Annotated in this window: 16 protein-coding genes; 11 read left to right on the top strand and 5 right to left on the bottom strand. The window is 63.8% G+C overall.

Going from position 1 to position 14975, the window contains the following annotated elements:
• Window positions 1–53 precede the first annotated feature (53 nt).
• From purF to folC, 4 genes are read right to left on the bottom strand one after another with little or no spacing between them, the layout of a single operon-like run.
• Complete coding sequence (gene purF / locus AC07VS_RS04035; RefSeq protein WP_492346987.1) at window positions 54–1559, bottom strand: amidophosphoribosyltransferase; 1506 nt, start codon at window positions 1557–1559, stop codon at window positions 54–56.
• 13 nt (window positions 1560–1572) lie between these two features.
• Window positions 1573–2058: a CvpA family protein gene (locus AC07VS_RS04030; protein WP_492346986.1), complete on the bottom strand. Its 486-nt coding sequence runs from the start codon at window positions 2056–2058 to the stop codon at window positions 1573–1575.
• Window positions 2059–2081: 23 nt separating this feature from the next.
• Window positions 2082–2978, bottom strand: coding sequence for an SPOR domain-containing protein (locus tag AC07VS_RS04025; RefSeq protein ID WP_492346985.1), 897 nt, complete (start codon window positions 2976–2978; stop codon window positions 2082–2084).
• Between the two features lie 12 nt (window positions 2979–2990).
• Window positions 2991–4316 (bottom strand): bifunctional tetrahydrofolate synthase/dihydrofolate synthase, encoded by a 1326-nt coding sequence (gene folC, locus AC07VS_RS04020; protein WP_492346984.1) that lies wholly within the window; start codon window positions 4314–4316, stop codon window positions 2991–2993.
• 48 nt (window positions 4317–4364) lie between these two features.
• On the opposite strand from folC, the gene AC07VS_RS04015 reads away from it, so the two are divergent.
• From AC07VS_RS04015 to AC07VS_RS03980, 8 genes are all read left to right on the top strand, one after another.
• Entirely contained in the window at window positions 4365–4736 is a 372-nt protein-coding gene (locus AC07VS_RS04015) for an ArsC family reductase (RefSeq protein ID WP_494750262.1), read from the top strand.
• Window positions 4737–4868: 132 nt separating this feature from the next.
• Window positions 4869–5441: a glycine zipper 2TM domain-containing protein gene (locus AC07VS_RS04010; protein WP_494750261.1), complete on the top strand. Its 573-nt coding sequence runs from the start codon at window positions 4869–4871 to the stop codon at window positions 5439–5441.
• A 148-nt stretch (window positions 5442–5589) separates the two neighbouring features.
• Entirely contained in the window at window positions 5590–5907 is a 318-nt protein-coding gene (gene ppnP / locus AC07VS_RS04005) for a pyrimidine/purine nucleoside phosphorylase (protein ID WP_492346981.1), read from the top strand.
• 20 nt (window positions 5908–5927) lie between these two features.
• Window positions 5928–7265 (top strand): argininosuccinate synthase, encoded by a 1338-nt coding sequence (gene argG, locus AC07VS_RS04000; RefSeq protein WP_492346980.1) that lies wholly within the window; start codon window positions 5928–5930, stop codon window positions 7263–7265.
• Between the two features lie 334 nt (window positions 7266–7599).
• A complete protein-coding gene (locus AC07VS_RS03995) occupies window positions 7600–9951 on the top strand; it encodes an ATP-binding protein (protein WP_494750260.1) in 2352 nt (783 codons plus the stop codon).
• A 19-nt stretch (window positions 9952–9970) separates the two neighbouring features.
• The gene (locus AC07VS_RS03990) at window positions 9971–10720 is read left to right on the top strand and encodes a methyl-accepting chemotaxis protein (protein WP_494750259.1); all 750 of its coding nucleotides are present in this window, start codon (window positions 9971–9973) and stop codon (window positions 10718–10720) included.
• Window positions 10717–11274 carry a hypothetical protein gene (locus AC07VS_RS03985; RefSeq protein WP_494656479.1) on the top strand — a complete coding sequence of 186 codons (558 nt, stop codon included), beginning with the start codon at window positions 10717–10719 and terminating at the stop codon, window positions 11272–11274. Before AC07VS_RS03990 ends, AC07VS_RS03985 begins: the two co-directional genes overlap by 4 nt.
• Window positions 11275–11291: 17 nt before the next feature.
• On the top strand, window positions 11292–11657 hold the full coding sequence (locus AC07VS_RS03980; protein WP_494656478.1) for a response regulator: 366 nt from the start codon (window positions 11292–11294) through the stop codon (window positions 11655–11657).
• A gap of 29 nt (window positions 11658–11686) precedes the next feature.
• On the opposite strand, the gene murB is transcribed toward AC07VS_RS03980, so the two are convergent.
• On the bottom strand, window positions 11687–12760 hold the full coding sequence (gene murB, locus AC07VS_RS03975) for a UDP-N-acetylmuramate dehydrogenase (RefSeq protein WP_494656477.1): 1074 nt from the start codon (window positions 12758–12760) through the stop codon (window positions 11687–11689).
• A gap of 37 nt (window positions 12761–12797) precedes the next feature.
• Here murB and AC07VS_RS03970 point away from each other — a divergent pair, with 37 nt between their 5' ends.
• Genes AC07VS_RS03970 through AC07VS_RS03960 form a run of 3 tightly spaced genes read left to right on the top strand, consistent with a single transcriptional unit; the run spans window position 12798 to window position 14972 of the window.
• Window positions 12798–13283 (top strand): YajQ family cyclic di-GMP-binding protein, encoded by a 486-nt coding sequence (locus AC07VS_RS03970; RefSeq protein ID WP_019577630.1) that lies wholly within the window; start codon window positions 12798–12800, stop codon window positions 13281–13283.
• A gap of 25 nt (window positions 13284–13308) precedes the next feature.
• Window positions 13309–13983 (top strand): retropepsin-like aspartic protease family protein, encoded by a 675-nt coding sequence (locus AC07VS_RS03965; RefSeq protein ID WP_494750258.1) that lies wholly within the window; start codon window positions 13309–13311, stop codon window positions 13981–13983.
• Complete coding sequence (locus AC07VS_RS03960; protein WP_492346972.1) at window positions 13980–14972, top strand: HD-GYP domain-containing protein; 993 nt, start codon at window positions 13980–13982, stop codon at window positions 14970–14972. The genes AC07VS_RS03965 and AC07VS_RS03960 overlap by 4 nt, the downstream gene beginning before the upstream one ends.
• Window positions 14973–14975 lie beyond the last annotated feature (3 nt).

Below are 14975 nucleotides of genomic sequence, written 5' to 3'. Positions count from 1 at the left end.
TGGCCACCGAAGTGGCCAGGGCGAGGTGAAGGGCAAAAAAGGCCTTGGCGGGCTCAGGCCTCCTGGGCGTTGGGCAAGGCCAAGCGCGAGGTATCGGGCTCGCCTTCTTCCTGTCCCACACGGTTCTCGTTGAGGCGGGCGATGTCGTCAGAGGTGATGTCACCAGTCACGTAAACGCCATCAAAGCACGAGGCATCGAAGCCGCTGATGCTGCTGTTGAGAGAGCCGATGGCGGCCTTCATGCCATCCACATCCTGGTAGATCAGGGCGTCGCAGCCGATGATCTGGCGCACCTCTTCGACCGTGCGGTCATGGGCCACCAGTTCAGAGCTGGTGGGCATGTCAATGCCGTACACATTCGGGTAACGCACCGGCGGTGCTGCGCTGGCCATGTAAACCTTGTTGGCGCCAGCATCGCGTGCCATCTGCACGATCTCGCGACTGGTGGTTCCGCGCACGATCGAATCATCGACCAGCAGCACGTTGCGGCCCTTGAACTCGCTGCCGATCACATTGAGCTTCTGGCGCACCGACTTCTTGCGCACACCCTGGCCCGGCATGATGAAAGTGCGGCCGACATAGCGGTTCTTGACGAACCCTTCGCGGTAAGGGATACCCAAGAGGTGTGCCAGTTGGGTGGCGCTGGGCCGGCTGGACTCGGGGATCGGAATGACCACATCGATCTCACTCGGGGGCACCGTGGAAACCACCCGCTTGGCCAGGCTCTCACCCAGGTTCAGGCGGGCCTGGTAGACCGAAATATTGTCCAGCACCGAGTCAGGGCGAGCCAGGTAGACAAATTCAAAAATGCAGGGATTGAGCTTGGGGTTGTCGGCGCATTGCTGAGACGACATCTGACCCTTCAGGTCAATGAACACGGCCTCGCCCGGCTCGACGTTGCGCTCGAACACATGGCCTGTGCCCTCCAAGGCCACCGACTCACTGGCCACCATCACGGTGCCATCCGCACTGCGGCCCATGGCCAAGGGACGGATACCGTGAGGATCGCGGAAAGCCAGCAGGCCATGACCCGCGATCAGGGCGATCACGGCATACGAACCCTTGACCCGCTTGTGCACCGCACGCACGGCCGTGAACACCTCTTCAGCCTGCAGAGGCAAGCCGCGGGTCGCGCGTTCCAACTCATGGGCGAACACGTTGAGCAGCACCTCCGAATCGCTTTCGGTGTTGGTGTGGCGGTGATCGGTGGAAAACAGCTCCGAACGCAGGGTCTTGGCATTGGTCAGGTTGCCGTTGTGCACCAGCACGATGCCGAAAGGTGCATTCACGTAGAAGGGCTGGGCCTCTTCCTCGCTGTAGGCATTGCCGGCCGTGGGGTAACGCACCTGACCCAGGCCCACCGATCCCGGCAGAGCCCGCATGTTGCGGGTGCGGAAAACGTCACGCACCATGCCTTTGGCCTTGTGCATGAAGAATTTGCGCTCCTGCTGGGTCACGATGCCGGCCGCATCCTGGCCGCGGTGCTGCAACAGCAGCAAGGCATCATAGATAAGCTGATTCACAGGGGCGTTGCTGACAACGCCGACGATTCCACACATGACAAAACCCCGATCAAGGAAGATATCTTCCAAACTGTGCCGGCAACGCCGGCTTCAAACCATCCAGCACCGCCGCAAGCACCGGTGCACCTTTTGACTCCTGCCACCATCCGCCCTCGTGCAGCGGCGTGACCTGAATCACCACCGCCACCGCGAGCAACAATACCGCCCCGCGAACCAGGCCAAACAAGGCCCCCATCGCGCGGTCTGCGGGCCGCATACCGATGGCCGCCACCAACTTCTGCGCCATGAAAGCCACCAACGCCGAGGCAAAGATGGCCGCCACAAACACCACCAGAAAACCAGCCGCATAACGCAACGATCCATCAGCTGATCCGAGCGGCAAGTACGCCGCAGCGTCCAGGGCAAACCACTGCCCGGCGATGAATGCAACCACCCATCCAGCCAGTGAGACCGTCTCATACACCAACCCCCGCCAGGCGCCGATCACCAGGGACACCCCCAGCACCGCCAGCAGGACCATGTCCGCTACAGCCATCCGTCAGCCTTATGCATCACTGCTCACAAGGTCAGGATGGATGCTGGAAGATCAAGTGACTTGATGCGCGAGGCCGCTTTGTCGGCCTCTGCCTTGCCCGCAAATGGGCCCACACGCACGCGAATGCGCTTGCCGTCACCGGTCTCGATCACCTGGGTATACGTTTTCAGCCCTGCCTTTTCCAGCTTGAGTCGGGCGTCGCGAGCCTTGGCAGCATCACTGAAGGCGCCCACCTGGACGATGAAGCGGGCACTGTCTGCGGCGGCAGGTGCATGAGGCGCTTCAGCGGCACTCTTGCCTTCGAGCAAGGCACGCGCCCGGGCGGCATCCTCCGCGGCCTTGCCATCGGATCTGGTTTCGGGTTTGGGTTCCGGCTTCGCTTCGGCCTTGGCCACGGCCCGGGCTTCGGGCTTGGGTTCGGGTTTGGATTCCGGCTTGGGGTCGGGCTTTCGCTCCGCGCGGGCCTCTGGCTTGTCTTTGTGCTCAGACTTGGATTCGGGCCTGGTTTCAGCCTTGGCCTCAACCTTGGGTGCTTCCTTGCGCGGTTCAGCGGCCGGTTTGGCGGCGGCTCGGGTTTCTGTGCGCGGGCTGGAGGAAGGCACCACCTCTTCGTCAGGGCCGATGCCTGAATCAGACGCGCTGCCGACGGTCACCGGCGGCGTCGGCAAAGCCAGCGCAGGCGACTTGTTCTTATCCGGGATGGCGATCGGGATGTCCACCGGAATCGGTCGGGGCTGGGTGTCGAACAGCAGCGGAAAGCCCAACACGCCAGCCAAGACCAATACGGCGGCACCGATCAATCGATGGCGGGCGCGGCGGCGCAGCACTTCCACACTGTCACCTTGCGATGAAGCCGGCGGCCGCTCGTCACGGCCTTTGGAAGCGCCCCCCAGGGGCCAGCGAAACTTGAAAAAAGCCATGAAGTGTGGGCGTCAGGCGTCCAGATGTTTGGCGTGAAGGCGGGGAATGCCGTCTTTGAGAACACCACCCACCGTGAAGAACGATCCAAAGACCACGATTCTATCAGCCGGGTCTGCGGCGGCCACGGCCGCCGCCAAGGCCTGCTGAGGATCCGGGAAGGTGGCCGTGCTGACCTCACGTCGCCCGCCCGCCACCATCTGCAGTGCGTGCCACTTGGCTTGCAGCCCGGCGGCCGACTCGGCGCGCGGGGTCGGCAGGTCGGTGAAATACCAGCGATCCACCAAGGGAGCAATGCGCGCCAGCATGGGCCCCAGATCCTTGTCGGCCATCGCTCCCAGCACCGCATGGGTACAGGGATAGAAGCCCATGGCGTCGAGATTGGCCGACAAGGCCGCCACCGAATGGGGGTTGTGCGCCACGTCCAGCACCAGCGTGGGCTGGCCCGGCACGATCTGGAAGCGACCGGGCAACTCCACCATGGCCAGCCCATTGCGCACCGCCTGGGCTGTGATGGGCAGGCGTTCGCGCAAGGCCGTCAAAGCCGCCAGCACACCAGAGGCATTGACCAATTGGTTGGCGCCGCGCAAGGCGGGGTAGGCCAGACCGCTGTAACGGCGCCCGCGGCCGGCCCAACCCCATTGCAGCTTGTCGCCTGAGAAATTGAAATCCGTACCGAAACGCCACAGATCAGCACCGATCTCCAGCGCCCGATCCAGCACGCTTTGCGGCGGCAGCGGGTCACTCACCACCACCGGGCGACCGGTGCGCATGATGCCGGCCTTCTCCAGGCCAATCGTCTCGCGGTCGTGGCCCAGGTACTCCATGTGATCGAGGTCGATGCTGGTGATGACGGCGCAGTCCGCATCGATCAGGTTGACCGCATCCAGACGCCCGCCCAGGCCCACCTCCAGGATGGCCACATCCAGCCCGGCCATCGACAGGCAGCGCAGGATCGCCAGCGTGGTGAACTCGAAATAGCTCAGCGACACCTCATCGCCCCGCAGGCGCGCCAGCTCAACGGCCTCAAAGTGCGGGAGCAGGGCTTCGGGCGTGACGATCTCGCCATGCACCCGGCAGCGTTCCTGAAAATGCACCAGGTGCGGCGAGGTGTACACACCGGGACGGTAGCCGGCCTGCAGCAGGATGGCCTCCAGCATGGCACAGGTCGAGCCCTTGCCATTGGTGCCCGCCACCGTGATCACAGGCACGTCAAAACGCAGGTCCATGCGACGCGCCACCTCGCGCACGCGGTCCAGACCCATCTCAATGTTTTTCGGGTGCAGCCGCTCGCAATGGGTCAGCCAGGCGTCCAGGGTGGTAGGCAGGGGATTTCTCATAAGACCCAGGATTGTCGCGCAGCACGGCCTGCTGCATCATCTCGGCCCATGAATCACCCCAAGATCACCGTCTACGGCATCCCCAACTGCGACACCGTCAAGAAAGCCCGCCAATGGCTCACCGAGCAAGGGCTGGCATTCGACTTTCATGACTTCAAGAAACAAGGCGTGCCCGAGGCCGCGCTGGACGCCTGGCTACCGGCCCTGGGCTGGGACAAGCTGGTGAACCGCCAAGGCACCACCTGGCGCAAGCTGGAACCGGCCTTGCAAGCCACGGTCCAGGACGATGCCGGCGCCCGCGCCCTCATGCTGCAGCAACCCAGCGTGATCAAGCGCCCCGTCGTTGACTGGGGCCCCCAGGCCCAACCTCGCTTCACGGTGGGCTTCAAGGCCGAAGCCTGGACGCAGCGTGGCCGCTGAGTCGGGCCTCACGTCCTGTTACATCCATTTACAGCCGCGCCGACACACCTCAGGAACCCGCTCTCTAGACTGCGGGTCAACCCTGAAGCGCCCCCAAGCGTTCAGCAAACAACACTTGAACTGAGGTTTTCCATGAACAAGCCCTTTGTCTTCGGCCTGGCCCTCTTGAGCACCACACTGTTGGCCGGCGCAGCGTCGGCCCAGGAAATGGCCCGAGTGGTCTCCACCACCCCCATCATTCAGCAGGTGGCGGTGCCCCAGCAGGTCTGCACCAACCAGCAAGTCGCCACCCCCGGCACCACCTCAGGGGCCGGTGCGGCCATGGGCGCCGTGGCCGGCGGTGCCGTGGGCAATGCCGTGGGCGGCGGCAGCGGCAAGGCCGTGGCCACGGTGATCGGTGTGCTCGGGGGGGCCTTGCTTGGCAATTCGATTGAGGCCCCCAGCCAGCCCCAGGTGCGCAACGTCCAGAACTGCAGCACCCAGACGGTCTATGAAAACCGGACCGTGGCTTACAACGTGACCTACGAATACGCTGGTCACCAGTACACGGTCCAGATGCCCAACGACCCTGGCCAGTACCTGCCCGTGCAGGTGAGCCCGGTCATCAATGGCCGTGTCAGCCACCCCGGCTACCCGGCCTCGGGCCCGCAGCCCGTGACGGCGCCGGTCTACAACAACACGCCCCAACCCTACCCGGCCCACTGATGCGCGATGCGCGATGGGTACGGCAGTGAGTCTGCGCGCCCGGGCACAGGCCCGCGGCGTGGCCTAAAATCGAGGTTTGCCCGAATTCGACTTCTTGCGCAACGCCTGCAGGTCGGCTTGTGGCCTCACCTCCAACGGATTCACCTCCATGACCACTGAAACCATCCAGAACGTGGCCTTGACCACGAAAGCCAACGTCTACTTTGACGGCAAGTGCGTGAGCCACGGCTTCGCCCTGGCCGACGGCACCAAGAAAAGCGTCGGCGTGATCCTGCCCGCCACGCTGACCTTCAACACCGGCGCCCCGGAAATCATGGAAGGCGTGGGCGGCTCGTGCGAATACAAGCTGGCTGGCAGCACGGAATGGGTCAAGGCAGGCGCGGGCGAATCGTTCAAGGTCCCCGGCAACTCCTCGTTCGAGATCCGCGTGACCGAGGCTTACCACTACATCTGCCATTTCGGCTGATCCACCCACTAGGACCGAACATGGCCACCATTCTGCAAGACCTGCCCCTGGGGCAAAAAGTCGGTATCGCCTTCTCCGGCGGCCTGGACACCAGTGCCGCGCTGTTGTGGATGAAGAAAAAGGGCGCCCTGCCCTATGCCTATACGGCCAACCTGGGCCAACCCGACGAGCCCGACTACGAAGAGATCCCGCGCAAGGCCAAGCTCTATGGCGCTGAGCAGGCTCGCCTGGTCGACTGCCGCACCCAACTGGCCCACGAAGGCATTGCCGCCCTGCAGGCCGGCGCCTTCCACATCTCCACCGCGGGTGTGACCTACTTCAACACCACCCCGCTGGGCCGCGCCGTGACCGGCACCATGCTGGTGGCCGCCATGAAGGAAGACGACGTCAACATCTGGGGCGACGGCAGCACCTTCAAGGGCAACGACATCGAGCGCTTCTACCGCTACGGCCTGCTGACCAATCCGGCCCTGAAGATCTACAAGCCCTGGCTGGACCAGAAGTTCATCGACGAACTCGGTGGCCGCGCCGAGATGTCCGCCTTCATGACCGCCGAAGGCTTCGGCTACAAGATGTCGGCTGAAAAGGCCTACTCGACCGACTCCAACATGCTGGGTGCCACCCACGAAGCCAAGGACCTGGAAAACCTCAACAGCGGCATCCGCATCGTCAACCCCATCATGGGTGTGGCCTTCTGGCGCGACGATGTCGAGGTGAAGCGCGAAGAAGTCAGCGTGACCTTCGAAGAAGGCCAGCCCGTGGCTCTCAATGGCATCCAGTTCAATGACCCCGTCGAACTGATCCTGGAAGCCAACCGCATCGGTGGCCGTCACGGCCTGGGCATGAGTGACCAGATCGAGAACCGCATCATCGAAGCCAAGAGCCGAGGCATCTACGAGGCCCCCGGCCTGGCCCTCCTGCACATCGCCTACGAACGCCTGGTCACCGGCATCCACAACGAAGACACCATCGAGCAGTACCGCCTCAACGGCCTGAAGCTGGGTCGCCTGCTGTACCAGGGCCGCTGGTTCGACCCGCAAGCCATCATGCTGCGCGAATCCGCCCAGCGCTGGGTGGCCCGCGCCGTCACCGGCACCGTCACGCTGGAGCTGCGCCGTGGCAACGACTACTCGCTGCTGAACACCGAAAGCCCCAACCTGACCTACGCGCCCGAGCGCCTGTCGATGGAAAAGGTTGAAGACGCCCCCTTCTCACCAGCCGACCGCATCGGCCAGCTGACCATGCGCAACCTCGACATCGTCGACACCCGCGACAAGCTGGGCATCTACACCAATGCCGGCCTCCTGTCGTTGGGCGGCAACTCGCCCCTGCCCTCGCTGCCGCGCAAGCAGGACTGAGCAACACCCCCCCCCAGATGCCGCCCAGACGGGCAGGCATCCCCCAAGCCAGCGGCCACCAGCCGACTGGCTTTTTTTGTTTTGGGCCTCTGCGGCCCACGCAGAGCACCGCCATCACGGCGCCGTGATTCATGGAATCGTCATGGTTTCGCCATCGACAGGTCATGGCACCCCGGGAAGATCAACGCCCAAGCCCGGCCCCAGGTCGGTCCGCTCCCATGGACTGGCACAGGCGACCGGGGCGCCCACCCACCGTGTCACCACCGCGCCGAACGCAACAGCCACAAGCTGCTATCGAGCGGTCGGTGCCCCGCCCATCGCGAAAGACACCGCCATGAACATCCGCCAACGCATCGTGTTGCTGATCACCTTGACCTTTCTCGCCCTCAGCTCGATCGGTACCTTTGCCGTGTTCCAGTCCCACGGCAGTGCCTCCGAGGTGCGCAGCGTGACCGAGGGCGTGGTGCCCAGCGCCCTGCACTCGGTGGAGTTGCAGGGCCAGCTCAAGGATGTGCAGATGGCCGCCATGAGCATGGTGGCCGCCCCCGATGAGCAGACCGTCGCCCGCACCCGAGACGAACTGGCCCAGAAGAAGGAGATCCTGCAAAAGGCACTGGACCTACAGCTTCAGATGGCCGACAGCAGTGCCCAGAAAGGGCTGGTCAAAGAGGCCGCAGAAAGCCTGAAGAACTACTTCAGCGCCATCGACGACACCGCCAACTTCAAGCTCAAGGGCATGAAGGACATGGCAGAGGCCAACATGGGTGCCACGGTCGACCAGTACCTGCGCGAACAAGGTGCCCTGCTCGACACCCTGCAGATCGAAAAGCGCCGCAGCAAAGATGCGGCCATCGAGAGCATGAACAGCCACCTCACCAGCACCACCACCACGCTGACCATCGCCACCGTGCTGGCCGTGCTGCTGCTGGTGGCCATCGGCCGCATTCTGTACCGCCAGGTGGTCCACCCGATCAAGGACATGGAATTGAAGATGACCGAGATCGCGACCAGCCAGGACTACACGCACCGCCTGCCCGTCACCCGGCAGGATGAGGTGGGGCGCTCGATCGCCGCATTCAACACCATGATCGAAAAGATCGAGGAAAGCAGCGCTCTGGTGCGCCAGAAGACTGCCGACATCCACGCCATGCTGCACAACGTGCCCCAGGGCATTCTGACGATCGAAAACGGCAACACCATCCACCCCGAGTTTTCTGACTTCCTGAGCACCGTGCTGGAGACAGAAGACATCGCCGGGCGCGACTTCTTCGAGGTGATCTTTTCAGGCGTGAACCTGGGTGCCGATGCCCGTTCGCAGGTCGAAGCTGCCGTAGCCGCCTGCATCGGCGAAGACCGCATGAATTTCGACTTCAATGCCCACCTGCTGCCCCGCGAGGTCGAAAAAACGCTGCCCGATGGCCGCATCAAGATCCTGGACCTGATCTGGTCACCGATCACCAACGAGCAAGACACCACCGAACGATTGCTGCTGTGCGTGCGAGACGTGACCGAACTCAAATCCCTGGCCAAGGCGGCCGACGCCCAGAAACGCGAACTCGCCATGATCGGCGAAATCCTGTCGGTGCCACAAGACCGCTTCAATGGCTTCCTGGCCAGTGCACGCCAGTTCCTCGACCAGAACCAGCAAACCCTCGAAACCGCCGCCAGCCAGGACGACGCGACGCGGCGCCAGCAACTGGGGCTTCTGTTCCGCAACATGCACACCGTCAAGGGCAACGCGCGCACCTACGGTCTGAACACCCTGACCGACGTGCTGCACCAGGCCGAACAAAGCTATGACGACCTGCGCCAGCAGGAAGTCCTGGAATGGGACAACGAGCGCTATCTGAGTGAACTGGCCCAGGCCCGCAACACGCTGGAGGAATACGCCACCCTGAATGCCGACAAGCTCAGCCGCGGCCTAAATACCGCCAATGAGACCAGCCACACCGTCTCGCAGGCCGAAATACAGCACACGCTGCAGATGTTGGAGGGCGTGGACACCAGCGACCTGAGCGCCGCTGCACAGGCCATCCAAGACATCAAGAGCCGCCTGGCCACCCTGGGCAGTAAATCGCTGCAGGAAACACTGTCCAGCGTGTTTGAATCGCTGCCCTCGCTGGCCCTCGAACTGGGCAAGGAGGCGCCCAAGCTGGCCCTGGCCGATCACGGCGTGCTGCTGCGGCCGGAGGCCGGCCCCTTGTTGCGCAATGTGTTCATGCACCTGCTGCGCAACGCCCTGGATCATGGCATTGAGCCCATCCTGGACCGCATCGCCGCCGACAAGCCGGTAGCCGGCACCATCCGGATCAACCTGCAATTGGACGCCCAAGGTCTGCACCTGGTGCTGAGCGACGATGGTAAAGGCCTGGCCCTGCAGCGCATTCGGGCCAAGGCCATCGAACAAGGCCTGCTCGATGCCAGCCAACACCCCGAAGCCCAGGATCTGGCCCAGTTGATCTTCGCCCCCGGCTTCTCCACGGCCAGCGCAGTCACCGAGGTGTCGGGGCGAGGCGTCGGCATGGACGCCGTGAAGATGTTTGTCGAATCAGCTGGTGGTCGCATCGAGTTGCACCTTTTGTCCGAGGCGACCCAGCGCGAATACGTGCCCTTCGAGACCCGGATCCACCTCCCCGCTTCACTGGGTGTGTACGCCATGACGCAACAACGACCGCAAACCGCTTGAGCAAGAAAAGGTACGCGAGATGACGACCACACTGATGATGACCCTGCTGTTGGGCGCCATCGTGCTGAGCCTGCTGCTGGGCTGGCGTGCTCACAGGCTGAACGCCACCCTGCAGACCATGGTTCCGCGACAGCTGATGGAAGACAGCAAGCAGCGCGCCCAGGCCAGGATCGACGATCTGCAAGAGCAGATCGAAGCCCTGGAGCAGCGCCTGCACGATGCGCAACGGCAATGGGACACCCGCCAGCAGGCACTGATCGGCGAACAACAGCTGCGCCTGACGCACAGCCAAGCGCAGGCCAGCCAGTCTCAGACCCAGATCGCCACCCAGTGCAACACGCTGGACCGCTCCATCACCGAGCTGCGCAACGTGGGCAAAACCTACGAACGCTGGCACGCCAGCATGGACTTCCTGCTCGGCCACAACCGGGCCATGCACAACAAGAACGACGAATTCGCCTCCATCGTGCGCCAGTTGGTGATCGTGGCGCTCAACGCCTCGATCGAAGCAGCGCGCGCCGGCACCATGGGTCGCGGCTTTGCGGTCGTGGCCGACGAGATGCGCTCACTGTCGGTGCGCGCCGAAAAGCTGGCCCAGGATTTCCGCAGCAGCCTGTACGAGAACGACTTGATCACCACCACCACCTTCCAGGACATGCAGGCCGGCGGCAAGATGATCGTGGGCGCCGTCACCGGGCTGGAGTTGCAGAACCGCAAGATCCTGGGCCTGGTCGACGGGCTGCAAAGTGCGCAGGAGCCTTGCGCATGATCAGCCAACGTGCCAAAGCAGGCTTCGATCGCATGGTCATGCAGGGCATGAGGGCCTCATTGGTCAAGCCGGGGGACGTGGTCACCGATTTGTCGGCCGTCCCGGCCTGGCGCCAGCCCCCGGCCAGTCACGCCGTGGTGCTGAGCGTGGCCTCGCTGTTGTTTCGCATGCTCGTCGTGGTCTATTTCAGCGACACCCCGGCCCTGCGTCGCCATTTCGCCGGCCTGAGCCGCCAAAACGCAGAAGACCTGTCCCACCAGGCCTTTCTGGATGCCGTCTGCGAGGCCGGCAACCTGTGCTGCGGCAGCGTCAACCGCGACCTGGGTGGCCTGTACGCCTGGGTGGGCATGTCCACCCCCCACATCGTCGAAAGCCACTGCACCCGCCACCTTGGCATCCTCAAGGCGGGGCATCTGCAGCACTTTCAACTGCTGCTCGATGGTGAACCACCGCTATACCTGACCTTGTGTGTGAGCGAGTCCGAAGACCTCGACTTCGACTTCCAACTCCCCGCCCCGGCCGACCAGGGCGTGGGCGAACTTGAACTGTTTTGATTGAACCAGGAGCCCCCATGGCACAAATCCTCGTGGTCGATGATTCGAGCACTGTCCGCAACGAAGTCGGCGACTTCCTCAAATCGAATGGCCTGGGCGTGTCCCTGGCCGTCGACGGCCGAGACGGCCTGAGCAAGCTCCAGGCCGATCCAGCCCTCAAACTGGTGATCTGCGACGTCAACATGCCCAACATGGACGGCCTGACCATGGCCGAAAAAGTGCGCAGCGAGCTGAAGAACAGCAACGTCAACATCATCATGCTGACCACCGAAAACTCACCCGCCATGAAAGAGCGCGGCAAAGCCGCCGGCATCAAGGGCTGGATCGTCAAGCCCTTCAACGGCCCGGCCGTGATCGCCTCGCTCAAGAAGATGGTGGCCTGAACCGGCCCCACCGGCCCGGGCCCCGGGGTTCAGATCACCACGGGCTCGGGCTCCAGCCGGATGCCGAAGCGTTCATAGACACTGGTCTGGATGGCGCGTGCCAGCGTCATCACCTCGCCGCCGGTCACGCTGTCGGCACCTTGGCCACGGTTCACCAGCACCAGGGCCTGCTTGTCATAAACCCCCGCCTTGCCCACCGACTTGCCCTTCCAACCGCAGGCGTCGATCAGCCAGCCCGCCGCCAGCTTGATGCTGCCATCGGCCATGGGGTAATGCACGATGCGGGGCTCGCGGGCAATGATGTCGGCACATTGTTCGGGGGTGACCGAGGGGTTCTTGAAAAAGCTGCCGGCATTGCCCACCTCAGCCGGGTCGGGCAATTTGCTGCGGCGGATGTCGCACACCCAGTCGAAGATCTGCCGCGCCTCGGGCTGTTCAATGCCGGCCTGGACTCGGCGTCGCTCCAGATCCAGATAGCCCAGCTCGGGTTTCCAGGGCTTGGGCAGGCGCAGGCGCACCCGGGTGATCACGGCCCGGCCGGCCAGGCCCAGCCCCAGGGGCAGCGAGGCATCCTGCGGCGACGTGGGCGCCCGGTGCTTGAACACCGAATCGCGGTAGCCGAAGGCGCATTGGGCAGCATCGAGGCTGAAGGTCTGCCCGGTCAGCAGATCAAACGCATCGAGTGATTCAAAGCGGTCCTGCAATTCAACGCCATAGGCGCCGATGTTCTGCACCGGCGAGGCGCCCACGGTGCCCGGGATCAGGGCCATGTTCTCCAGGCCGGGCAGGTTCTGGTCCAGGGTCCAGGCCACGGTGTCATGCCAGGCCTCGCCAGCGCCCGCCTCGACGATCCAGGCGCGGGGCGTTTCGTCCAGCACGCGCAGGCCCTTGATCTCCATCTTCAGCACCACATCGCGCACATCGCCCGTGAGCACGATGTTGCTGCCCCCACCCAGCACCCATTTGGGGGCTGGGCCCAGTTCGGGGTCGGCCATCAGCTCCGCCAGATCCGCCGGGGCGCGCACGCGCACCAGGGTCTGGGCACGGGCCACGATCCCGAAGGTGTTGTAAGGCTGGAGCGGGACATTTTTCTCGACTAACATCGGCGATATTGTCTCATTTGCCCTGGTTCATCCCGTCATGCCCTCATTCGATACCGTCTGCGAAGCCAATCTGGTGGAAGTCAAAAATGCCGTTGAAAACGCGGCCAAGGAAATCAGCACCCGCTTCGATTTCAAGGGCACCTCCGCCGCCATCGAACTCAAGGACAAGGAAATCACCCTGTTCGGCGACGCCGAGTTCCAGCTCGACCAGGTCGAAGACATCCTGCGCAACAAGCTGACCAAGCGCAATGTGGACGTGCGCTTCCTCGACAAGGGCGCGGTCCAGAAGATCGGCGGCGACAAGGTCAAGCAGGTGGTCAAAGTGCGCAATGGCATCGAATCCGAGGCTGCCAAGAAGATCCAGAAGCTGATCAAGGACAGCAAGCTCAAGGTTCAGGCCGCCATCCAGGGCGATGCCGTGCGTGTCACCGGCGCCAAGCGCGACGACCTGCAGACCGCCATGGCCTTGATCCGCAAAGACATCACCGACATCCCGGTCGACTTCAACAACTTCCGCGACTGATCCTCTGCGCATGCCCCACCGGTTCATGCCGCCCCCCTCACTGAGGCCCCGACTTGTCGGCCTGGCCCTGGCGGGGCTGGCTTTGGGCCTGTGCCTGCCGGCGACAGGCCAGGTGGTCCTGTCCGGCATCCTCGGTGGAAAAGCTTTGTTGCTGGTGGGGGCCTCCGCCCCCAAGGCCGTGGCCCTGGGCGAGACCTTTCAGGGCGTGCGGCTGGTGTCCCTTGACAAGGACAGCGCCGTACTGGAGCAGGACGGCCAGCGCTTCACCCTGCGACTGGGCGAGTCGCCGGTGCAGCTCAAGCCCGGCAGCGCGGCGGCGCGCCCGGCCAATGGCAAGCAAATCACCCTGACCTCGGACAGTGCCGGACATTTCAAAAGCCAAGGCGCCATCAACGGCCAGATCATGCAGTTCGTGATCGACACAGGGGCCACGGTGGTGTCCATCGGCCGCGCGGACGCCGAACGCATGGGACTGGCCTTTCTCGGTGGACAGCCAGTACAGATGCAGACGGCTAACGGCACGGCGCAGGGTTGGCGCATCCAGCTTCAAAGCGTGCGCGTCGGCGATGTTGAAGTATTTGATGTGGAGGCGGTTGTCACCCCCATGGCCATGCCGGTGGTACTGCTGGGCAACAGCTTCCTGAATCGGTTCCAAATGCACCGGGTCAGTGACCAGATGGTGCTGGAAAAGCGGCTGTGAGCGGCGACACCCTGCCCATGCACTTGGCCCAGGAGGGTCCGAGCGAAAGCTATGAGGACCTGCTGAGCCAATGGAGCGACCTGGAATCCGGGCTGGGCATGCTGCTGGCCGTGCCCGACAACGTTGAAGGCTTTCATCAAAAACTTCGACAGCACGACCGCTGGATGCAGGAACTGCTCGAGCAGGATGCCGACACCGCGCTATACCTGCTGTTCCAGATGGCGGGCACCTCGATCGCAGGCTACAGCACCACCCACTCCCTGGTGTGCGCGGCGCTTTGCCACATCATCGCCCTCGAGTTGCAACTGCCCGCCGGGCAACGCGACAGTCTGGTGGCCGCCGCCTTGACGATGAACATCTCGATGACGGCGCTGCAGGACGAACTGGCCGAACAGACCACGCGCCCCTCGGTCGAGCAGCAGACCAACATCGACGCCCACTCGGTCAAAAGCTGCATGCTGCTGGCCCGCGTGGGCATCAAGGATGAACTCTGGCTGGCCATCGTGGCCTCGCACCACGAGAACCTGCCCATGACGCTGCCCGGCAGCGCGCCCGACCCGATGCTGCGCCTGACCCACATCCTGCAGGTGACCGACCGCTATGCGGCCATGATCAGCCCGCGGCGCTCGCGTCCGGGTCGCAGCGTGACCGACTCGCTGCGCGCGGTCATCAGTGCCAGTCAGGGGCGCCATGACGACGTGGCCCAGGCCTTGGTACGGCATGTGGGCCTGTGCCCGCCAGGCACCTACGTGAGGCTCGACAACCAGGACCTGGCCGTGGTGCTGAGGCGCACCGCGCAACTCAACCAACCCCTGGTAGCCAGCCTGATCGACCCGCGGGGCGAGCCCTACCCGCACCCTCGTCTGCGCAACATTGCCCTGGGCGAGCAACGCATCCAGGCCGCCGTGCCCTCCGATGCCGTCAAACTCATGATCAACCACGCGGTCATGATCTCGGTGGCCCGCTCGCAACAGCCACGCAGCTACTGACAG

The organism is Curvibacter sp. GW821-FHT01G03 (assembly GCF_059422285.1).
The sequence above is the reverse complement of the archived record's forward strand: the minus strand, read 5'-3'. Positions and strand labels throughout refer to the sequence as shown.